22 protein-coding genes are annotated in these 19,688 nt (G+C 46.0%); 10 read left to right on the top strand and 12 right to left on the bottom strand.

Annotated features, from left to right (window positions below; all coding sequences use genetic code 11):
- Positions 1 to 50: 50 nt before the first annotated feature.
- From spoT to INR79_RS00795, 4 genes are all read right to left on the bottom strand, one after another.
- On the bottom strand, positions 51 to 2,174 hold the full coding sequence (spoT, locus tag INR79_RS00780) for a bifunctional GTP diphosphokinase/guanosine-3',5'-bis pyrophosphate 3'-pyrophosphohydrolase (RefSeq protein ID WP_004405948.1): 2,124 nt from the start codon (positions 2,172 to 2,174) through the stop codon (positions 51 to 53).
- Between the two features lie 34 nt (positions 2,175 to 2,208).
- On the bottom strand, positions 2,209 to 2,481 hold the full coding sequence (gene rpoZ / locus INR79_RS00785; RefSeq protein WP_004405947.1) for a DNA-directed RNA polymerase subunit omega: 273 nt from the start codon (positions 2,479 to 2,481) through the stop codon (positions 2,209 to 2,211).
- A gap of 59 nt (positions 2,482 to 2,540) precedes the next feature.
- Entirely contained in the window at positions 2,541 to 3,164 is a 624-nt protein-coding gene (gene gmk, locus INR79_RS00790) for a guanylate kinase (protein WP_004405946.1), read from the bottom strand.
- Between the two features lie 134 nt (positions 3,165 to 3,298).
- Positions 3,299 to 5,194: an LTA synthase family protein gene (locus tag INR79_RS00795; protein ID WP_223095563.1), complete on the bottom strand. Its 1,896-nt coding sequence runs from the start codon at positions 5,192 to 5,194 to the stop codon at positions 3,299 to 3,301.
- A 277-nt stretch (positions 5,195 to 5,471) separates the two neighbouring features.
- Between INR79_RS00795 and INR79_RS00800 the strand changes: the two genes are divergently transcribed.
- Together INR79_RS00800 and INR79_RS00805 are read left to right on the top strand one after the other, a co-directional pair.
- On the top strand, positions 5,472 to 5,744 hold the full coding sequence (locus INR79_RS00800; RefSeq protein ID WP_004405944.1) for a hypothetical protein: 273 nt from the start codon (positions 5,472 to 5,474) through the stop codon (positions 5,742 to 5,744).
- Between the two features lie 272 nt (positions 5,745 to 6,016).
- Positions 6,017 to 6,292, top strand: a complete 276-nt coding sequence (locus tag INR79_RS00805) for a hypothetical protein (protein ID WP_223095565.1) — start codon at positions 6,017 to 6,019, stop codon at positions 6,290 to 6,292.
- A gap of 62 nt (positions 6,293 to 6,354) precedes the next feature.
- Here the strand turns inward: INR79_RS00805 and INR79_RS00810 are convergent, their stop codons facing one another.
- From INR79_RS00810 to INR79_RS00820, 3 genes are all read right to left on the bottom strand, one after another.
- Entirely contained in the window at positions 6,355 to 7,221 is an 867-nt protein-coding gene (locus INR79_RS00810) for a YicC/YloC family endoribonuclease (protein WP_022605219.1), read from the bottom strand.
- A gap of 151 nt (positions 7,222 to 7,372) precedes the next feature.
- Complete coding sequence (locus tag INR79_RS00815; RefSeq protein ID WP_223095567.1) at positions 7,373 to 8,605, bottom strand: hypothetical protein; 1,233 nt, start codon at positions 8,603 to 8,605, stop codon at positions 7,373 to 7,375.
- A gap of 23 nt (positions 8,606 to 8,628) precedes the next feature.
- Positions 8,629 to 8,859: a hypothetical protein gene (locus INR79_RS00820; RefSeq protein WP_004405940.1), complete on the bottom strand. Its 231-nt coding sequence runs from the start codon at positions 8,857 to 8,859 to the stop codon at positions 8,629 to 8,631.
- Between the two features lie 210 nt (positions 8,860 to 9,069).
- On the opposite strand from INR79_RS00820, the gene rph reads away from it, so the two are divergent.
- Entirely contained in the window at positions 9,070 to 9,786 is a 717-nt protein-coding gene (rph, locus tag INR79_RS00825; RefSeq protein WP_223095569.1) for a ribonuclease PH, read from the top strand.
- 105 nt (positions 9,787 to 9,891) lie between these two features.
- Complete coding sequence (pyrE, locus tag INR79_RS00830) at positions 9,892 to 10,533, top strand: orotate phosphoribosyltransferase (RefSeq protein WP_223095571.1); 642 nt, start codon at positions 9,892 to 9,894, stop codon at positions 10,531 to 10,533.
- Between the two features lie 74 nt (positions 10,534 to 10,607).
- On the opposite strand, the gene lpxL is transcribed toward pyrE, so the two are convergent.
- The 3 genes from lpxL to coaBC form a co-directional block, all read right to left on the bottom strand.
- Positions 10,608 to 11,546 (bottom strand): LpxL/LpxP family Kdo(2)-lipid IV(A) lauroyl/palmitoleoyl acyltransferase, encoded by a 939-nt coding sequence (gene lpxL, locus INR79_RS00835; protein WP_022605214.1) that lies wholly within the window; start codon positions 11,544 to 11,546, stop codon positions 10,608 to 10,610.
- A gap of 7 nt (positions 11,547 to 11,553) precedes the next feature.
- Positions 11,554 to 12,144 carry a nucleoid occlusion factor SlmA gene (gene slmA, locus INR79_RS00840; protein WP_004405494.1) on the bottom strand — a complete coding sequence of 197 codons (591 nt, stop codon included), beginning with the start codon at positions 12,142 to 12,144 and terminating at the stop codon, positions 11,554 to 11,556.
- A gap of 148 nt (positions 12,145 to 12,292) precedes the next feature.
- Positions 12,293 to 13,495, bottom strand: a complete 1,203-nt coding sequence (gene coaBC, locus INR79_RS00845) for a bifunctional phosphopantothenoylcysteine decarboxylase/phosphopantothenate--cysteine ligase CoaBC (RefSeq protein WP_223095573.1) — start codon at positions 13,493 to 13,495, stop codon at positions 12,293 to 12,295.
- A gap of 505 nt (positions 13,496 to 14,000) precedes the next feature.
- Here coaBC and INR79_RS00850 point away from each other — a divergent pair.
- The 4 genes from INR79_RS00850 to rpmG all read left to right on the top strand — a co-directional run bounded on the left by INR79_RS00850 (position 14,001) and on the right by rpmG (position 16,602).
- Positions 14,001 to 14,981: a cytochrome-c peroxidase gene (locus tag INR79_RS00850; RefSeq protein WP_316606961.1), complete on the top strand. Its 981-nt coding sequence runs from the start codon at positions 14,001 to 14,003 to the stop codon at positions 14,979 to 14,981.
- Between the two features lie 161 nt (positions 14,982 to 15,142).
- Complete coding sequence (radC, locus tag INR79_RS00855; RefSeq protein WP_022552053.1) at positions 15,143 to 15,817, top strand: RadC family protein; 675 nt, start codon at positions 15,143 to 15,145, stop codon at positions 15,815 to 15,817.
- Between the two features lie 367 nt (positions 15,818 to 16,184).
- Complete coding sequence (gene rpmB / locus INR79_RS00860; RefSeq protein WP_004405487.1) at positions 16,185 to 16,421, top strand: 50S ribosomal protein L28; 237 nt, start codon at positions 16,185 to 16,187, stop codon at positions 16,419 to 16,421.
- Between the two features lie 13 nt (positions 16,422 to 16,434).
- On the top strand, positions 16,435 to 16,602 hold the full coding sequence (gene rpmG / locus INR79_RS00865) for a 50S ribosomal protein L33 (protein ID WP_004405486.1): 168 nt from the start codon (positions 16,435 to 16,437) through the stop codon (positions 16,600 to 16,602).
- 88 nt (positions 16,603 to 16,690) lie between these two features.
- Here rpmG and INR79_RS00870 read toward each other — a convergent pair whose 3' ends face one another.
- Positions 16,691 to 17,161, bottom strand: coding sequence for a hypothetical protein (locus tag INR79_RS00870; RefSeq protein ID WP_223095577.1), 471 nt, complete (start codon positions 17,159 to 17,161; stop codon positions 16,691 to 16,693).
- Between the two features lie 77 nt (positions 17,162 to 17,238).
- Between INR79_RS00870 and mutM the strand changes: the two genes are divergently transcribed.
- Positions 17,239 to 18,060, top strand: a complete 822-nt coding sequence (mutM, locus tag INR79_RS00875; protein ID WP_223095579.1) for a bifunctional DNA-formamidopyrimidine glycosylase/DNA-(apurinic or apyrimidinic site) lyase — start codon at positions 17,239 to 17,241, stop codon at positions 18,058 to 18,060.
- Here the strand turns inward: mutM and coaD are convergent.
- Complete coding sequence (gene coaD / locus INR79_RS00880) at positions 18,039 to 18,545, bottom strand: pantetheine-phosphate adenylyltransferase (protein ID WP_022552050.1); 507 nt, start codon at positions 18,543 to 18,545, stop codon at positions 18,039 to 18,041. The genes mutM and coaD overlap by 22 nt on opposite strands.
- Positions 18,546 to 18,656: 111 nt before the next feature.
- Here coaD and INR79_RS00885 point away from each other — a divergent pair, with 111 nt between their 5' ends.
- A complete protein-coding gene (locus tag INR79_RS00885; RefSeq protein WP_223095580.1) occupies positions 18,657 to 19,685 on the top strand; it encodes a glycosyltransferase family 9 protein in 1,029 nt (342 codons plus the stop codon).
- Positions 19,686 to 19,688: the final 3 nt, after the last annotated feature.

The raw sequence follows: 19,688 nt of genomic DNA on the forward strand, positions 1-19,688 counted from the left end.
AAGAAACTCTGAAAAAGCCTCTTCTCATGAGAGAAGAGGCTTTAAAGCAATTAATGTTTGCGACGGCGAACCTTGGTTGCCTGTGGCATAACGCGAATGCGCTTCATGATGCCAGCTAAATGGACTCGATCTTTGGTCGTCAGCAGTACGGTGATTGTGTACAAGCGTCCGTCTTTCTCTTCAGTCGAGATGCCATGGATGTTTGAACCCGTCTGGGAAATCACGCTGGTTAGTGCGGCCAATGCGCCCTGATGGTTCTGCATGTCGATTTGAAGCTCGGTAATGAACTCCTGATCGTAATCGTTCGACCATTCAACACCCATGTATTTGTCCGGTTCTTTCTGATAACCACGAACGTTCGGGCAGGTTTCACGGTGTACCACCAAGCCACGACCCGGAGAGACGTGTGCAATGATGTGATCGTCTGGAATCGGGTGACAACAGTTGGCAAAGGTCAGCAAAATACCTTCGGCGCCACGAATCGGCAGTTTCTTCTTGGCTTTCTTCGGATCGGAGCTTTCGGTTTCCGTCAATTCATCCACATCACCTAACAGGCGACGCGCAATCACAATACTCATCAATTCACCTAGACCAATAGCTGCCAGCAAATCGTCGAGCGATTCCACTTTTAGCTCTGCCAGTACGTGATCAATGTTCTCTTGCTTGATGTCTGAAATCGAGTTGTCGCCCAATGCGTGATTGAGTAATCGACGACCAAGGGTAATGGACTCTTCACGACGCATGGTTTTCAGAACCTGACGGATCTTAGTACGAGCACGTGAAGTCACTACGTAGTTCAACCAGGCAGCGTTCGGGCGAGCACCCGGCGCACTGATGATCTCAATAGTCTGACCATTCTTCAGTGACTTACTAAGTGGGTATGGTTGACGATCAACGCGCGCACCAACACACATGTTGCCTACGTCGGTGTGCACCGCATAAGCAAAGTCGACGGCAGTTGCGCCAACAGGAAGCTCAACGATACGACCTTTCGGCGTGAAGACGTAAATCTCGTCTGGGAACAGATCAGATTTTACGTTTTCGATGAATTCGAAAGAGTTACCAGCACTTTGCTGAAGCTCTAGTAAGCTTTGCATCCAGCGCTGGGCTTTCACTTGCGCCGTTGTACCGGATTTATCACCGTTGGATTTGTAAGACCAGTGTGCCGCGACACCCTTGTCTGCCATTTGGTCCATATCTTCGGTACGGATCTGCACTTCAACCGGCACGCCATGAGGGCCTACCATCGAGGTATGCAGAGACTGATAGCCATTGGCCTTAGGGACTGCAATGTAATCTTTCATCTTGCCCGGACGTGGCTTGTACAAGCTGTGTACCTGCCCGAGTACACGATAACACATGTCGGCAGAATCGACGACGACACGAAATGCGTAGATATCCATGATGGTATGGAAACGCTGCTCTTTAGTGCGCATCTTGTTATAGATGGAGAACAGGTTCTTCTCGCGACCAAAGACACGTGCTTCAAGCCCCATTTCTTCCAGGCGACCAGAAATTTCAGAGTGTATACGCTGAATGATTTCTTTACGGTTACCACGAGCCGCTTTCACTACTTCTTTCAGAACGCGGTAGCGGTTGGGATAGAGGGCTTCAAATCCAAGCTCTTCCAGCTCCACTTTGATGTTGTGGATACCTAAACGGTGTGCCAGCGGTGCATAAATTTCCAGAGTTTCACGAGCAATGCGACGCTTTTTGTCGGGGCGAAGTGCCCCAAGCGTGCGCATGTTGTGCGTGCGGTCAGCCAGTTTGATCAGGATAACGCGGATATCCTGAACCATGGCGAGCACCATCTTGCGGAAGTTTTCGGCTTGCGCTTCTTTTCGATCGCGGAATTTAAGCTTATCCAGCTTAGATACCCCGTCGACCAACTCGGCTACCGTAGTGCCAAACTGCTCTTCCAAATCTTCTTTGGTGGCTTCGGTATCTTCGATAACGTCGTGCAGCAGGGCTGCCATCAGGGTTTCGTTATCAAGACGCATTTCTGCGAGGATACGTGCAACTGCAACAGGATGGATGATGTAAGGTTCGCCAGTAGAGCGGGTTTGCCCTTCATGGGCGTCTCTTGCTACCACATAAGATCGACTCAGAGCCTCAAGTTGAGGCTCTGTCAGATATTCTTGGGCAACTTCTTTTAGGCTTTCAAAAAGATACAAATTACGGGCCCGGAATTTTTATGAAGTGGAGCGATTAACGGTTGTGAGCGATGCTGCTAACTGCCGCCAGTTCTGCTGCTTCTTGTTCTTGCTGTTCTTGACGCTCGCGAGCATCCAGAACTTCTTTCGTGATAAGACCTTCTTCGATTTCGCGAAGTGCGATAACCGTTGGCTTATCGTTCTCTTCTGGCACTAGTGAATCTTTGCCGCCAGTTTGCATTTGACGAGCGCGGCGTGCCGCAATCAGAACCAAGTCGAAACGGTTGCCAATTTTTTCAACAGCGTCTTGTACAGTTACGCGTGCCATGAGGACTCCAATATTTAACTAAAAATTTAATATGACGAGAAATTATACAGTCTAATAGCTTATTCGGCCAATAGCGCTGTTAACATGCTGCTGTATTTAGCGGCTTGTTTGTCTTCCTTCAGGCGTTCAGCGCGAAGGATCGCTTTGAAATCGACCACTGCGGTGTCGAAGTCATCGTTTACAATGACGTAATCATACTCATTGTAATGAGAAATTTCAGATTGTGCTTCGTTCATGCGCTTGGCGATCACAGCTTCACTGTCCTGACCGCGTGCGTTAAGACGACGTTCCAGCTCTTCTTTTGAAGGTGGAAGAATGAAAATGCTCTTAGCCAGTGGCATTTGCTCGCGAATCTGACGCGCGCCCTGCCAGTCGATGTCTAAGAACACATCAATGCCTTTTTCTAGGTTTTCCTCAATCCACGGGCGTGATGTGCCGTAGTAGTTTCCGAATACTTCGGCGTATTCCAAAAACGCTTTCTGCTCAATCAGTTCTTCGAACTTATCTTTGCTAACGAAGTGATAATGGACACCATCTTCTTCACCAGGACGCATGCCACGAGTTGTATGAGATACAGAGACTTTCATTGCGTAGGTTGGGTTTTTCTCCAACAACGCTGAAATCAAGCTAGATTTACCTGCACCGCTTGGCGCTGACACTATGTATAACGTACCTTTACCCATGAAAATTCCGCTTGTTGATTCCTGGTTACCTGCCTGCAAGTTTAAATCACAGTAGGATAAGATGCCTAAAAAATGGGGCGAAAGGATAGCATTTTTTGTTCGATCATCTCAATGCTTGTCTTCGCCCTTTGAGTTTAGTTTTTCTGGCTAAATATATCCCGATATTGGGTTGTTTCACCGTTGAACAGAAGTTCTTGGGTAAGGGCATTAAAATCTCGACCTTGTTGGTACAAAGGTTCGACCCAAGGTTCTGAACAGTCGGCTTTTTGTAGAGTCACGGTGTCTTTCTGGATATGGAAACATTGTTGTAATTCGTGATTGCTGGATTCAATGGTTATCATGTTTTTACCATCGACCCAAAAGAACAGGCTGCCGTCTGAGAAGCTTGATTGCCCGTTAAAATTTTCATCCAGTAATGAACTGCCGGTAAACCAAGGAGCGGAACCCCCAAGCCAGTCAAGTATCGTTGCACCGACGTCCCGCTGAGATACTGCGGTTTTGTGGTGCAGAGCCGGTACACTGCCGTCATTCGCGTAGATAAGGAACGGGATGGAGTTTTTGGCTAGACCTGGCTCGACAATCTTCGCGGTATGATCCGACATCATGACCACTAAAGTTGGCTCTTTCACTGTTTCATGCAGTTCTTTAATGAAGTCTTTCAACGCAAGATCGGCATAATGCATGGTACTGCGACGAAGTTCAGGCATCGATTCTTTACCAAAAGTGTAATCGCTTTCGTTTGGCAAAATAGAACCATGGGTGGTGCCTGTATTTATCGTGACGAAAAATGGTGAGTCAGAATCGCTGTTCTGAATTTCTTTGATTCGATCCATTGAGAAACGATAAATGCTGTCGTCTTGGAATCCCCATTCGTTATGAGGCGCTTCAAAGTCAAAGTCTTCTTTGCCGTAAGATTCGGTAAATCCAAGAGACTGAGAATAGGCACCTACGATCCCTTTACCACTTCCCTGAATAAAACGGGTATCCCAGCCTTGTTCACGAAGCATATGCGGCAAGCATTTATATTTGCTGTTTTGAAGGTGTGTACCCGCCACGATACCACCATTTGGGTTCGGGAAGCTGCACATGCTGGCAAACACACCTTGCACAGTGCGATAGCCATCGGCATACATGGCATCTGCAGTCAGCGACTTAGCGCGTAGCTCATCGAAAAACGGTGTGGAGTGATGAGCGGGATTCTCACTATTCATATCTATAGAAACCCAGCTCTCCAGCAAAATTAAGACGACATTCGCTTTCTTCAGGTTACTGATATTCGCCTGACTTTCTTTGTTGAGTGCCGCTTTAAATACCTCTTGTACGGACTCATCTGGGCTTGCTGTTACGCGGGAAACCGATTTGTGTTTTCCATTCGCTAGATAATAGGTCACGCTGTAGGGGGCGCTCCACGCCAGATACGCCTGATCGTTGTGACCAATTTTATAGGCACTCATCGGCGATTGAGGAGCATCAAACCAACCACCACGGATAAAGGTGACGGTAAGCACTAAGTAAGACAACGTTGCCAGCGTGTATTTACCAACTGTGAGTCGGCTGGTTTTCATATTGACCCAACGGATACGCCAGCTAATAAAGACCGATACCACACTGAGCACAAGCCCCAGAATGATGAGAGGGTAGTATAAGGTGAAAGCGGTAATCAGTACCGAATCCACCAGACCTGAAGCCGTAAACAATTCAAAGGTGACATGCTTTCGTGCATCTTCGGCGTAAATGGTGTCAGATGCCGTAGTGCCGACGATCCATAAAGATGCAAGCGCCGCCCATAAGCGCACTGCCCAGCGCATATCCAAGCGAATAAAGTTCAATACCAATAAGGCTAATGCAGCAGGAGCGGTGAGTAATGCTGCGATGGTGGCATCAAATCTCAATCCGTAGAGCAGACTTAGGGCACCATCTGCACTGAAAATACTGATTGGAATGTAACTGGCAGCGGATAGAAAAATCAGTTTGCTGGAAAATGCTGTCAGCAAGAAAAATAGAAAGAGTTTTACGATGTTTCTTATCATTGTTTACTCGGGGTGTGGTCAGTATTCGCGTAGTAAGTAAGGCCAGAGTTCGTATTATGAGTTAACTGCCTGAAAAAGTTTCACATAGATTACCAGAACAAAAACAAAATCTCTCAACCTGTCTCTTTGACAAAGTAATTTCTTGCATGACTGATTAAGTTAGACACATTTTCAGGTACAAGAATGTGTGGAGTCACTCCCAAATCACAGTAGTAGCAACGAAAAAAGACGTTTTTTTAAATAGTTAGGTTAGGATCGTTTGTTTTTTAGGGACAACATGAAACATATTTATACATTGGAAGCTGATACTGTCTTTAAGCGGGTGGTGAGGCATCTTTTCTTAATACCAGTTAGCTTTTTGGCTGGAGCGGTTGGTATGCTAGTAGCACATTATGTTGCGTCATTGATAGGTATAGATCTTTCTGCCCCTACCAGTGAAACTGGAAACATTGGGTTTGTCGCATTGTTTTTTGGATGTGTAGCAACATTCGCTGTATTTTTATTAGGTTTATATCTAAGCGGCAAAGTGTGTAAAAAGCTTGGTGTGTAGCTGAAACCAATATGCCCGATGAAAACAGGTCGTTATTTTAGCGACCTCTCCCTTCTTGTTATTCGATGTTCTGGATCTACTAGCGCATTTATTCGATCAGCACTTTCAGTTCCACACCAGATGCCGTGATGTCGGTGACGTTCATTTGCAAGGCAGGCACCAATGTTTGTTAGTTGACATACAAGCCCAAATAGCTCAGGTGATTCTGGAAGCGGAAGTTTTAATGTTGGAGCGAGGTGTACTTTTTAAGCACTTGTAGGTGGTTACTTAATATGAAACACATATATACATTAGAAGCTGATTCTTTATTTAAACGAGTGGTGAGACACCTGCTTCTCATACCTGTAAGTTTTTTTACTGGCGCAGCCGGTATGCTGGCAGCGCATATTGGTGCGGAAATAATAGGTATTGATCTTTCTGCCTCAGCCAGTGAAACCGGAAACATAGAGTTTGTCGTCATGATGTTCATTGTTGGAGTAGCAACGTTTGCTGTATTACTCTTAGGGTTGCATTTAAGCGCTAAAGCCTGTGAAAAGCTTGGTGTGTAGCCGAAACGAACACCTCTAATGAAAACAGGTCACTATAATTAGTGACCCGTTTTTTGTTTGATTTATTCAATATTCTGAATTTGCTCGCGCATTTGTTCGATCAGCACTTTCAGTTCTACGCCAGATGCCGTGATATCGGTGCTGATGGACTTAGAAGCTAGGGTGTTGGATTCGCGGTTGAACTCCTGCATCATAAAGTCGAGTTTACGACCACATGCGCCGCCTTTCTTAAGAATGTTATTGGCTTCTTTTACGTGTGAATCGAGCCTGTCTAACTCTTCTGCAACGTCGGATTTTTGAGCCAGTAGAATCAGTTCTTGCTCAACGCGAGAGCCGTCCAGCTCAATCTTCGCTTCTTCGAATTTAGACAGCAGGCGTTCACGTTGCCACTCTAGAATTTCTGGCATGCGAGCACGTACTTTGACGACTTGTTCAGTGATGGCTTCCAGGCGCTGCTCGATAAGCGCTTTCATGTTCGCACCTTCGCGTCCACGAGCATCAATGAAGTCTTTCAAGCCTTCATCAAATGCGCCAAGCAACTCTTTATTGATAGCGTCCATGTCTTGCTCTGGCGTTTCCATCACGCCTGGCCAGTTCATCACCTGGAAAGGGTTAATGCGGCTTTCTTCGCCCGTCATCGACATCACTTGATTTGCAGCATTGATCACTTGCTTAGCCAAATCTTGATTGATGGTGATTTCGCCTTTGGCTGCTGGATTAGCTTCAAAGCGCAGGTGACATTCCACCTTACCGCGCGCCAATTTCTTACGAAAACGCTCTCTCAGGATAGGCTCAAGACCTCGAAATTGCTCTGGCAATCGAAAGTAAGTTTCCAGATAACGTTGGTTTACGGAGCGAATCTCCCAAACTGCGCTGCCCCAGTCACCTTTGATTTCTTTTCGTGCATAAGCAGTCATGCTGTAGATCATTGAATTATCCTTTGCTCGCGGAGATGAAAATGTCGAATGGGCGGTATAGTAGCACAGTTGTGCATCAACAGGGATAGACAACCAAAGGCTTCAAATTTAGCTTAAAGAAAAAGGCAGCGAGTGCTGCCTTTCGATGAACCTTTTGGGTAAATTATTTCCAAAACTCAAGGCTATTAAAGTTAGAGAACGTTTTCAGCGCACTTTCGTATTTGGCTTTTAATGCATTGAATTGCTGGTCTGTCATTTTTGAATTTGATGTCGACAGGTTTCCAACTGCTTCGATGGCTGTCTTTGCACTGGACTGAAGAGTGTTAACAGGAATAGCTTTGCTCGCATCATTTAGCAAAGTGGTTGAAGATACTTTCTCCGAATTCGCTCCCGCAGATCCACAGCTTGTCCCTCGGTTCCAGCCTTTGTACCAAACCACTGGCGATTTTCCATCAGCAATTTGTTTAATCGTACAAGCATCAGGACTCAATCCAACCAGTCTATTTTCATTGTTAAAAATGTAGGCAATGAGGTCACCAGGATCGGCTGCAGAGTAATTATATTTAATGGCTACACCACCCGATACAGGTTGTTGGAATTGTTGAACTTGCGATACGGTGAAGTGCTCGGCGTTTGACGTCACGGGTACTTTTTTCACGGTATCTGTTGCTGCCCAGTAATAAGGAGGAACATTCGTCGCTGACAATTGCGAAAATGTGTTTACTGTAGCGTCAGAGCTTTCGCTAAATTCGTTGGTCCATTGGTAGGCTTTGTATGCGTATTTATCACCATCCGCTGATCCATAGTCAGAATAATGTTCAACCGTGTAAAGCCCGGATTTTAGTGCTTTATTAACTATCGCAACTTCGCCAACCAGTTGACCCTTAAAGCTAAATAAGAAACTAGACGATAGTTTTGAACCATCAGCACTGATTCTGTCTATTGAATATTGTGCGTTTGAACCTGTGCCAAATTGCTGGTAGAAAGTCAGCCCCTTACTGGACTTCGCCATCGCTTTTGATACTTTCCCAGCGTTAAATGAGCAGCTAGTGTCGCCATCGTTGGCTTCGAAAGCAATCGTTGCTCCGCCTTTGCCAACCACACACACTTTGTTACTCAGATTAAACTTCTTGTAAGTGTCCAGATAGACTTGCCCTTTGCCATTGGCGATATCAGAAATCGAGCGAAGTGTTTGAGGAGAGTTACCTGGTGAAAGCGTTTTTAGAGCCTCATCCAGGTTCATAAATTCTACTTTGTTTTGCTGAATTTTCTTGGCTGTATGGCTAATGGAAGCTTTCGATTTGTAGTAGCCCTGTAAGTTATTCAGCTCGCTGGCAAAAGAGGCGACACTCACTATGGAAGCACCAATAAGCAAAGCTAAGGTTGTCTTATTCATGTGGGTTTTCCTTATTCCGCAATTTATTCGAAGTGTTTTGGTGATTTGAAACCAGTTTTGTTGAGAGCACTGAATGATTCAGATCTTAACTGGCTGATTTGAGCTTCTGTAAGAGCGATATCAGGACGACTTTGTATGTTGAAAGATGATTTGTTACTAGAAGAGTTTTTGTTTGAAGAAGAGCCTGAGTCATCACTGCCACCGCCACATGCGGAAAGCGACGCTGCTATCGCTACAATAAGGAATTTTTTCATGGAGTACCTCGCACTAGCTTGAAAACAAACGGTGTTTTTTTGTGCATACAAAATTACCATTGTTGGAAAGACTCACTAAGCGATCTGGCTAAACATAATTGACAAGATGTTTAGTTCCCTCTTAACACGCCATACAGGTAGGCAGCCCGAGCGATTTCCTATATACTTTGCTCCCAATCCGATTCGCCTCCCTTATAAGGTAAAGATTCCATGCGTCCAGACGATCGCGCTGCGGACCAAGTTCGCCCAATCAAAATGACTCGTAACTACACAGCGTATGCAGAAGGCTCTGTGCTGGTTGAGTTTGGCAATACCAAAGTACTGTGTAATGCCAGTGTGGAAGAAAACGTACCTCGTTGGCTGAAAGGTCAGGGTAAAGGGTGGGTGACCGCAGAATACGGCATGTTACCTCGCGCCACACACACACGTAACCGTCGTGAAGCTGCTAGTGGTAAACAAGGTGGACGCACCATGGAAATCCAGCGCCTTATTGCTCGTAGCCTGCGCGCAGTGGTGGATTTGGAAGCCATGGGTGAAATCATGGTTACCGTTGACTGTGATGTGATTCAAGCCGATGGCGGAACGCGTACAGCATCGATTTCCGGTGCAAGCGTCGCTATGGCAGATGCGTTCCAATACCTGATTGAGCAGGGCAAACTGAAAGCCAACCCGATGAAAGGGCATGTGGCTGCAGTGTCGGTTGGTGTGGTCGAAGGCAAGGCGCTGTGCGACCTGGAGTACGTTGAAGATTCCGCAGCAGACACGGATATGAACGTGGTCATGACAGAAGATGGTCGTATGATCGAAGTTCAGGGCACCGCAGAAGGCGAACCGTTCAGCCACGAAGAATTACTTGAGCTGCTGGCACTGGCGAAGACCGGTATTGGCACCATTGTAGAAACACAGAAAAAAGCGTTAGAGAATTGATTTTGAAAGGTAGCTCCTCATTGAGGGGCTATTTTTTTGAGCAGAAACCGGAGAAGGCATTGACCTTCCTTGGTTTCGATTATAACCATCATTAGAGAGCGAAAAATGAAAGCATACCAGCGTGATTTTATTGAGTTTGCACTAGAGAAAGAAGTGCTTAAGTTTGGTGAGTTTACTTTAAAATCAGGTCGTAAGAGCCCTTACTTCTTCAACGCTGGCTTGTTCAATACTGGGCGTGATTTGGCAAAGCTGGGTCGCTTCTACGCGGCTGCATTGGCAGATTCGGGTATTGAGTTTGATGTGTTGTTTGGTCCTGCATATAAAGGGATCCCAATTGCCACAACAACCGCAGTGGCGTTGGCTGATCACCACGATGTAGACACGCCATACTGTTTCAACCGAAAAGAAGCCAAAGACCACGGTGAAGGCGGTAACTTGGTAGGTAGCGCACTTGAAGGTCGTATCATGTTGGTGGACGACGTGATTACTGCAGGCACCGCGATTCGTGAGTCGATGGAAATCATCAAAGCCAACGGTGCAGACTTAGCGGGTGTTTTGGTCGCGATTGACCGTCAAGAGAAAGGCAAAGGTGAACTGTCTGCCATTCAAGAAGTAGAACGCGACTTTGGTTGTGCAGTGACCTCAATTGTCAGCCTGACAGATTTAATTACTTACCTGGAAGAGAAGGGTGGTAACCCTGAGCAGCTTGAAGCGGTAAAAGCGTACCGAGCAGAATATGGAATTTAACTAACCAAAGTTAGTCACTTTCTGGACAACAAAAAAGACAGCCTTGGCTGTCTTTTTTGATTTTTTACAAAGAGTTAATCGTTGTAAAGATGTCCGCGTTCACTGCCGTCGTGCATGGTTTTGAATCGTCTGTGCATCCACATGTACTGGTCCATACCGCGTGTAATGACTTTCTCTATAGCATGGTTCATCACAACGGCTGCGCCTTCTGGATCCCGGCGCGGGAAGTTGGCACTGATATCACTGTCGATTTCCAGGCAGTACTGGTTACCATCACGAAGGCTGGAAGCGGTAATAACGGCACATTTACCCATGTCTACCAGAAACCCGGTTCCTGAGGGTGTGCAAGCTTTATCATAAGCAAAGAATGGGACATACACGGAATTCTGGCTGCCGTAGTCTTGATCCGGCAGGTACCACAAACGTCCGCCTGATTTAAGGACTCGTACCATGCCGCGTACATCTTCGCGATCCACCATTTGATGACCAAAACGAGTGCGTCCCCAGTTCTGAATAAAATCCACCGCTGGGTTCTCGTGAGGTCGATATACCCCATACCCTGGGGCAAACAAACTAAAGGCGCGCGCGGTGATTTCAAGGTTTAGCATGTGAGTACACACCACCAGTACACCTTTTCCCTGAGCTTCAAGATCAAGAACATGCTGATGATTCTTGAAGTTGATGATGCGTTTAAACCGCCATGTTGGCCAAAACCAGGCAATACCTGTTTCGATTAAAGCGAGGCCAGAATTTTTGTATACCTCATCGGTAATGCGCTGTTTTTCCGCTTCTTCCATATCAGGGAAACAAAGCTCAAGGTTTTTGTGAGTGATTTTGGCGCGCTTTTTTATCAATGGTGCAACAAGCTTCCCCAGACCTCGCCCCAATTTCTTAAGGACCGGGTAAGGAAAAATCGTCACAATTAGGGCAAGCAGCCCAAAACCAAACCAGACAAGCCAGTATCGAGGGTGGAGTAAACCTTTGTGGAAGGTGGCAGTTTCGAATTCTTTCATGAATGAATCACTGAATCTGCGCACTAAGTAGTGCCCAGTATTCCTCAAAATTGTCGGTTGGCTGATACTTAAAATCGGAACGGACAAAGCGGTTTAAGCTACCTTCTACCTGACCAAGTAGCTGAGTCGCAAGAATGCTCTCGTCCACCGGGAAAGATTTGCCTTCACGCAATTTGCGTTCACGTAGGATCTGGCGAAGCTGGGTTTCGATGCGTTCGAACAGCTGATTGATGCGTTCTCTTAAACGCTCATTTTCAAACATCAGAGCGTGACCAGATAGAATACGTGTGAGACCTGGGTTGCGTTCCGAAAATGCCAGAATGAGCTGCATGACGAGGCGAATACGTTGAAGTGTGTCTTTTTCTTCATCAAGGATACGATTGATACGTGACATCAGAGCATCTTCGATAAATTCGATTAGCCCTTCAAACATGCGAGCTTTGCTTGGGAAATGACGGTATAACGCGGCTTCTGAGACGCCTACCTGTTTGGCTAGTTTAGCTGTAGTAATGCGGGATGCTCCATCAGCGGATTCCAGCATCTCAGCCAGTGCCTGCAGGATTTCTTCACGACGATTGGATTTTCGGTTGCCGGTCATTCAGTCCATTCCTTAATTTTGGCAGAAAATTTACAAGCCAGCATTTTAGCGCCAGCTTGCAGAGTAGGCTAGAGATGAAGTCTCGATTTTCGCTGAATAGAGAAAATCGCATTTTTCAGTAATCATTTAATACTACTGAATTTGGTGATTAGCTCAATTTCGACGCAATCTCTTTCATCAATGCTTTGCCAAGTTCAGTTTTGCTGGTGGTTGGTAACACCTTGTCGCCGTCTTGCCAGAATAGGTGGAGCGCATTGCTGTCGCTATTGAAACCAAGCCCCGAGATGGACACGTCGTTCGCACAAATCATATCGAGATTTTTCTTTGAAAGTTTACGGCGAGCATAGGTTTCAACGTCTTGCGTTTCGGCGGCAAAGCCGACGGTGAATGGTCTGTTTTCTGAAAGCTGTGCTACCGAAGCGATGATATCTGGATTTTTCACCATGGTGACGGTCATGCTGTCGCTGTCATCAGTCTTCTTAATTTTCTGATCGGCAACAGATTCCGGGCGGTAATCGGCCACGGCGGCGCAGCCGATAAACACGTCACTCTTTATAGCTTGTTCAAGCGCGGCTTGATGCATCTCGACGGCACTGTCGACATCCATTCTTTGAACGCCTACTGGTGTGGCTAAAGAAACAGGCCCACTGATTAGGGTGACATTGGCTCCCAACTTTGCTGCAGCATCTGCAATGGCAAAGCCCATTTTTCCAGAGCTGTGATTGGAGATGTATCGGACCGGGTCGATCGCTTCGCGAGTGGGGCCTGCGGTGATTACGACGGATTTACCCGCAAGTTCAGAAGGCGTGAAGAATTCCTCGCAGAACCCAACCAGTTGCATTGGTTCTAGCATTCGACCTTTACCCACATCCCCACAGGCTTGCTCACCAGAAGCGGGTCCCCAAATGTGCATTCCTCGATCGGCGAGTGTCTGAATATTGGATTGAGTGGCTACATTGGCGTACATTTGCTGATTCATCGCCGGGGATACCGCAATCGGCGCGTCGGTTGCGAGCACTAATGTCGTCAGTAAATCGTTCCCCATGCCGGCTGCCATACGAGCAATAAGATCAGCGGTAGCAGGGGCAAGCAAAACAAGATCTGCCCACTTCGCCAACTCAATGTGACCCATCGACGCTTCGGCAGCAGGGTCTAGCAAGCTGTCGGAAACGGGTCTTCCCGAGACGGCTTGCATAGTGAGCGGTGTGATGAATTCTTTGGCTGCTTTAGTCATAACAACCTGAACCGTGGCACCTCGTTCAGTCAGTCGACGTGTCAGCTCTGCACATTTATAAGCAGCAATCCCGCCGCTGATCCCTAACAGTATTTTCTTTCCAGCTAATGTCTGCATGTTTTGTTTCTCAAGCTATTCCTGTGTAAACCTTACCATATCTACCGCAGCTCGCGAGCGCTGGTGTGAATCCCAGTCATTTAAATCTCAGAGCTATGAAGTTGTCTATAAGACCTGACAGTTTGTTGTTCGCTTTCTTTCTGGGTTATTGAGGTCAATATTTGGTATTGAACCGTATATTTTTCATGTGGTTATATTTTGACCTTAATCAATAAAGGTTGAGATAAATTTCTGACTCATTAATGAGAACCACACAGGTGCATGTGAATAATTGACTGAAATTGAAGATAAATAAGCAAATGCTCATTTATTCATCTAATTTGTCGATAAATCCAATCGATTTTTTGCGTTGTTCTTTTTTTCATCACTTATTTTTAATGGCTCATACATAGTGTGGTTTTTGTAAAACAGGCTTTGTTGTCAGGTGTTTACTTGCTGCCACCTATGTGATGTCGGAATACCAAACAGACAATGTTTGGGCAATTTAAGGAAGACAACAATGAAAATAAAAACACTGGTAACATTGAGCGCGCTATCGCTTAGCGTGCAAGCCCAAGTGTCTTCACAGGAACCTGTTCAAGCGATAGAACCTGTTGAAGGCTTAAATCCATCCTTGGTGAAACTGGGAAAAAAGCTGTGGTTTGACCCACGTTTGTCCAAATCAAACGCCATCTCTTGTAATTCTTGCCATAACCTCGCGACTGGAGGGGTGGATAACCTTCCCAGCTCTATTGGTCATGGCTGGCAAATCGGTCCTATTAATTCTCCCACTGTTCTTAATGCAGAGCTGAACTTTGTCCAGTTCTGGAACGGAAGAGCGGAGGATCTCAAAGCTCAGGCCGCAGGCCCTATTGAAAACCCAAAAGAAATGGCGTTTACCCATACTTTGGCGGTCGATACCATTAAATCTATCCCGGGATACCAAGCTCTATTTAAAGAGGCGTTTGGTAAGAAGGAATTTGATATTGATGAGGTGACGGTTGCCATTGCGGAGTTTGAGAAGACGCTGAGAACCCCGAATGCCCCCTTTGACTTGTGGTTAAAAGGAGACAAAACCGCTCTGACAGATGCGCAGAAAGAGGGATATGCCTTATTTAAACAGAAAGGCTGTACCGCTTGTCACGCAGGACCTCTGTTAGGTGGGCAGATGTATCAAAAAATGGGCTTGGTGAAGCCGTTTGAAACCAATAACCCAGATGAAGGACGAAAAGCGATTACGGGGAACGACTTTGATCGCTTCGTGTTTAAAGTCCCGACTCTTAGAAATGTGGAATTGACTTACCCATACTTCCACGACGGCTCAGAGTGGGATCTCAAACAAGCGGTGAAAACCATGGCAGACATCCAGTTAGGTCAGCCGTTAACGGATGGAGAAGCGACTAAGATCACTGAGTTTCTCAAGTCTCTAACTGGGGACCAACCCAAGGTGGTGCTGCCTGCACTGCCGCCTTCAACGGTGAATACACCAAGGCCAGACGTAGGATAAGCTCGGACGGATGCGGGAATCTGTTTCCCGCATCTGAATGGAATTAACCAAATCCTCAGTTTCATGAAGTTCTAAAGTCGCTCGAAGAATCCGTAATCTGGATTGATAACATACGCTATCCCTTATCCAATACGCCCAATTCTATGATTGGAGTAGTCGGTATGAGCATTAAGCATCTTCCCTCAGAATCCCAACCCAGAGAAAAATTACTTCATCAGGGACCCAGTGCTCTAACGGATGCTGAGTTATTGGCAATTTTTTTAAGAACGGGCATTAAAGGCACCAACGTTATTGAATTGGCTTCTCTCTTGTTAAAAGAGTTTGGGTCGCTGAGGGCGTTGTTTTCTGCAAGCTTAGAAGAATTTTGTCTGCGCAAAGGCTTGGGGCAGGCGAAATACGTGCAACTTCAAGCCGTACTGGAAATGACTCAGCGTTACCTAGGCGAAACGTTAAAGCGAGGAGATGCACTGACCAGCCCAGAACACACCAAGCTTTATCTTTCGAGTATTTTGCGAGATAGGCACCGAGAAGCCTTCTATATACTGTTTTTAGACAACCAACACCGGGTGATTCAGGATGAAGTGATGTTCGAAGGCACCATTGATGCGGCTTCTGTGTATCCCAGAGAAGTGGTCAAGCGGGCGCTCCATCATAATGCTGCTGCGCTGATTCTCGCCCACAATCACCCTTCAGGTGTTGCAGAGCCCAGTCAGGCAGACCGAAGAATCACACGCCGGTTGGTGGATGCGACGGCATTGGTAGATATCCGTATTTTGGATCACTTTGTGATTGGAGATGGCGAGGTGGTGTCTTTTGCAGAAAGGGGCTGGATATAAAAGCTTATGACCTTTTTCGCATGAAAACCGTCATAAAAATAGAAAGATAGGTACCAAGGCTTACAGAGTGGGAATTTAGCCTGTGGGAAAGTCACATTTTTGTTGTCTGGTGGTCAGAATCTGCTATCATCCCCGCACTGAAATTTTTGAACCTCAATCAGCTCTGCCTAAAAAAGATCTCGAAAACCTTGAAAAAGGATCTGTTCGGGACTTGAGCAATGCATATCAAGTTAGTATAATGCGCGACCTTTGATAGCCTTGTATGGGTATTCCATAACGGTTTTTGGCCTCCAGTCTTCTAATGATAGATAGAGAGGTTCGGCCACCAAGGTTGATATCGAGCTGAAACGATTTGGAGAAGACATTCATGTCCCGAGTATGCCAAGTAACTGGTAAGCGTCCAGTAACGGGTAACAACCGTTCACACGCACGAAATGCTACCAAGCGTCGTTTTCTGCCGAACCTACAAACTCATCGTTTCTGGGTAGAAAGCGAAAAGCGCTTTGTTAAACTACGTCTAACTGCTAAGGGTATGCGTATCATCGATAAGAAAGGCATCGAAGCTGTTCTTGTTGATATCCGTGCTCGTGGCGAGAACGTATAAGAGGAATTGAACAATGGCTAAAGGCATTCGTGAGAAAATCCGTCTAGTATCTTCTGCTGGAACTGGTCACTTCTACACAACTGACAAAAACAAGCGTAACATGCCAGGCAAATTTGAGATCAAAAAGTTTGATCCAGTTGTACGCAAGCACGTTATGTACAAAGAAGCGAAAATCAAGTAATTGATTTTTAAAATCTTTGTAAAAATTTAAAACCCAGTCAACCGACTGGGTTTTTTATTGCCTGCTCTCCAAGGTGAGATTCAGGTTGCTACAAAAACGGGAACAAATACTGTTTATCTACTGATACCGCAACCCACTCTTTTTCCCAATTTTGCAATAACCAAAAGCTCGGCGTTTGATAAAACGTGATTCTCGCGGGCTCTTCGACGTTTGAGTACCAAACCTCTAGAGTTCTGGCTGGGGGAAGGTTGTCTTTTAGTTTGTTGTAAGTGGCTTGATCTACGGAAGTCCCTGTCAATTCCGTCCAGCGAAGTGCAGCTTGAAGCGGTTCAACAGACAACTGTCTGGTCGATTGCCATTCATTATTCGCATTTTCTACTGACCACTGTGCAAAGTGCAGTGCAACGGGCTTTTCATTGGGGTCCAATACATAAGGTAAAGCGCTTGTCTGCCCTAAACCAAAATGTTCCCGAAGAACACTAGGGGCATTGATGATGGCGATGAATGCCAAGATCGCTAAGATCAGAACGTTATTCCAGCCACGGCGGGATAGCTTCATTGAGTGCCTCAAACAGAAGTATTTATGTATATAATACTACGCTATTGCTACGCAGACAGTCTAATCAAGGATTTAAGATGCCAGAGTTGCCAGAAGTTGAAGTGAGTCGATTGGGTATTACGCCTCATCTAAAAGGGCAGAAGGTCAAAGCCATACACGTCAGGCAACCGAAACTCAGATGGATGGTGCCAGATAGCCTTCAATCGTTGGTTGGAGAAGAGATCGTAGACATTACTCGCCGCGCCAAGTACCTGATGATTGAAACCAAAGCAGGAAGTGCCGTGGTGCACTTGGGAATGTCTGGCAGCTTAAGAATTCTAGATGCGATGATGGAACCGGGAAAGCACGATCATGTGGATCTGGTTTTGAAAAATGGCAAAGTGCTTCGCTACAACGACCCTCGCCGCTTTGGTTCCTGGCTTCATGCAGAGCCGGGCGAACAACATGAAGTATTAAGCCACCTTGGTCCTGAGCCTCTTACTGAAGAGTTCAGCCTTGAATATTTTGTAGATAAAGCCAAGTGTAAAAAAACGGTGGTGAAGCAGTTCATCATGGACAATAAAGTGGTGGTAGGGGTGGGGAACATCTATGCCAATGAGTCACTGTTTATGTCTCGTATTCATCCACAAACTCCTGCCAATCAACTCACTGATGACGAGCTCGCATTGCTGCATAAAAATATTATTGCTGTATTGGAAACCGCAATTAAGCAAGGCGGGACGACATTAAAAGACTTCAACCAAGTGGATGGCAAGCCGGGTTACTTTGCTCAGGTGCTGCAAGTGTATGGACGTACTGGAGAGCAGTGCCAAGCGTGTGAATCAGAAATCGAAGAGGTGAAGATCGGGCAGAGAAACACCTTCTACTGCCCGGAATGTCAGCCGCTTGAGCGTTCCTGATATTTATCTTCTAGCGCTTTAGCAACAATGGCGGGAACAAACTGCTCGACATTTCCGCCATGAATCGCGACTTCTCGGACTATGGTTGAAGAGATAAACGCATGCTCTTCTGCTGGTGTTAGAAATACACTTTCCAGACCAGGTAATAGGCGGCGGTACATGTTGGTTAAACCAAATTCGTACTCAAAGTCGACCGTGGTTCTCAGGCCCCGAATCAAAACATTGGCTTGCTCATCACGGGCAAAATCTACCATGAGACCAGAAAACCCCTTTGATGTGACATTATCCAAATGTTTGGTGACTTCCTGAGTGAATGTAACCCGTTCTTCCAGGCTGAACATGGTGTTCTTACTTGGGCTTTCCGCTACGGCAACGATCACTTCATCGAACATGGTTGCAGCACGTTCAATAAGATCAAGGTGACCGTTGGTCACAGGGTCAAAAGTACCAGGGTAAATGACTCGAGAAATGCGTTTTGGCGACACTGCTTACTCACTTTTTATATTCGTTAATCTGCTGTCATCATAGCAAAAAACGCTCAAACTTCGCCATGGAAGTGGTTATCATGTGGGGCGAACCACGGCGTAGGAATCACAATGAAAAAAATACTGGTTATTCGAAACGATAAAATTGGCGACTTTATGTTGGCATGGCCAAGCTTCGCTATGCTCAAGCAGTCTCTACCCAACGTTGAAATAACCGCCTTGGTTCCAAACTACACCAAAGCTTTGGCAGAGATCTGCCCGTGGATAGATTCTGTGATGGTGGATTGTGGTTCGAAAGCCGCCAAGACAGACAAAAATGAACTCGTCGCAGCTTTACGTGCGGAGCAGTTTGATGCATCAATCAACTTGTTTTCGACGACTTATAATGCCTCTCTGGTATGGAAAGCAAAGATCCCATATCGGCTTGCACCAGCGACTAAGATCGCACAAATTTTCTATAACAAGCGAATCAAACAAAAGCGCTCTCAATCGGCGAAACCGGAGTTTGAATACAATCTGGATCTTATTCGCTCATTTCTATCGGATAATGGACACAAGATTGTTGAGCCAAGTGCGCCTTATTTGGATTTGAAAGCGGATGTTTTGGCTGCACAAAAGGACAAATTGGCAAATCAGTTGGAAATATCCCAAGACAAACCTTGGGTGTTTGTTCATGCCGGAAGCGGAGGTTCTGCTAATAATTTGTCTTTAGAGCAGTACTCCACGTTTATTCAAAACTTGCGGTTTGATGGTGAATACATTCTTACAGCGGGACCGGGAGAAGAACAAGCACTTGATCTTCAAATTTTGCTAAGTCGATTGGGCGTAGAGTCAGTCGTATACAGCAAAAATGATGGCTTAGTCGATTTCACTCAATCCATCGCCTGCGCGGATCTATTTATCGCTGGCTCAACTGGACCTCTGCACATTGCTGCGACCTTAGATGTACCAACAGTCGGGTTCTTCCCAAGAAAACGCTCCGCTACACCACTTCGCTGGCGACCTATCAATTCAGAAGGCAAGCACATTGCGTTTTGCCCACCAGAAGCCAGCAGCAAAGAACAACAAGAAGATATGTCGCGGATTGATGTGTTGGAGTGCGCGGAAGAAACCAATAAGTGGTGGGCAAATCTGAATTAGTTT

This window comes from Vibrio sp. SCSIO 43132 (genome assembly GCF_019904195.1).
Taxonomy (GTDB): domain Bacteria; phylum Pseudomonadota; class Gammaproteobacteria; order Enterobacterales; family Vibrionaceae; genus Vibrio; species Vibrio nigripulchritudo.

What these genes read in the sequence shown, in the direction of transcription:
- rpoZ (WP_004405947.1), bottom strand. Translation starts at nt 2,481, where the DNA reads ATGGCACGCGTAACTGTACAAGACGCTGTTGAAAAAATTGGCAACCGT.
- gmk (WP_004405946.1), bottom strand. Translation starts at nt 3,164, where the DNA reads ATGGGTAAAGGTACGTTATACATAGTGTCAGCGCCAAGCGGTGCAGGT.
- INR79_RS00795 (WP_223095563.1), bottom strand. Translation starts at nt 5,194, where the DNA reads ATGATAAGAAACATCGTAAAACTCTTTCTATTTTTCTTGCTGACAGCA.
- INR79_RS00800 (WP_004405944.1), top strand. Translation starts at nt 5,472, where the DNA reads ATGAAACATATTTATACATTGGAAGCTGATACTGTCTTTAAGCGGGTG.
- INR79_RS00805 (WP_223095565.1), top strand. Translation starts at nt 6,017, where the DNA reads ATGAAACACATATATACATTAGAAGCTGATTCTTTATTTAAACGAGTG.
- INR79_RS00810 (WP_022605219.1), bottom strand. Translation starts at nt 7,221, where the DNA reads ATGATCTACAGCATGACTGCTTATGCACGAAAAGAAATCAAAGGTGAC.
- INR79_RS00815 (WP_223095567.1), bottom strand. Translation starts at nt 8,605, where the DNA reads ATGAATAAGACAACCTTAGCTTTGCTTATTGGTGCTTCCATAGTGAGT.
- INR79_RS00820 (WP_004405940.1), bottom strand. Translation starts at nt 8,859, where the DNA reads ATGAAAAAATTCCTTATTGTAGCGATAGCAGCGTCGCTTTCCGCATGT.
- rph (WP_223095569.1), top strand. Translation starts at nt 9,070, where the DNA reads ATGCGTCCAGACGATCGCGCTGCGGACCAAGTTCGCCCAATCAAAATG.
- pyrE (WP_223095571.1), top strand. Translation starts at nt 9,892, where the DNA reads ATGAAAGCATACCAGCGTGATTTTATTGAGTTTGCACTAGAGAAAGAA.
- lpxL (WP_022605214.1), bottom strand. Translation starts at nt 11,546, where the DNA reads ATGAAAGAATTCGAAACTGCCACCTTCCACAAAGGTTTACTCCACCCT.
- slmA (WP_004405494.1), bottom strand. Translation starts at nt 12,144, where the DNA reads ATGACCGGCAACCGAAAATCCAATCGTCGTGAAGAAATCCTGCAGGCA.
- coaBC (WP_223095573.1), bottom strand. Translation starts at nt 13,495, where the DNA reads ATGCAGACATTAGCTGGAAAGAAAATACTGTTAGGGATCAGCGGCGGG.
- radC (WP_022552053.1), top strand. Translation starts at nt 15,143, where the DNA reads ATGAGCATTAAGCATCTTCCCTCAGAATCCCAACCCAGAGAAAAATTA.
- rpmB (WP_004405487.1), top strand. Translation starts at nt 16,185, where the DNA reads ATGTCCCGAGTATGCCAAGTAACTGGTAAGCGTCCAGTAACGGGTAAC.
- rpmG (WP_004405486.1), top strand. Translation starts at nt 16,435, where the DNA reads ATGGCTAAAGGCATTCGTGAGAAAATCCGTCTAGTATCTTCTGCTGGA.
- INR79_RS00870 (WP_223095577.1), bottom strand. Translation starts at nt 17,161, where the DNA reads ATGAAGCTATCCCGCCGTGGCTGGAATAACGTTCTGATCTTAGCGATC.
- mutM (WP_223095579.1), top strand. Translation starts at nt 17,239, where the DNA reads ATGCCAGAGTTGCCAGAAGTTGAAGTGAGTCGATTGGGTATTACGCCT.
- INR79_RS00885 (WP_223095580.1), top strand. Translation starts at nt 18,657, where the DNA reads ATGAAAAAAATACTGGTTATTCGAAACGATAAAATTGGCGACTTTATG.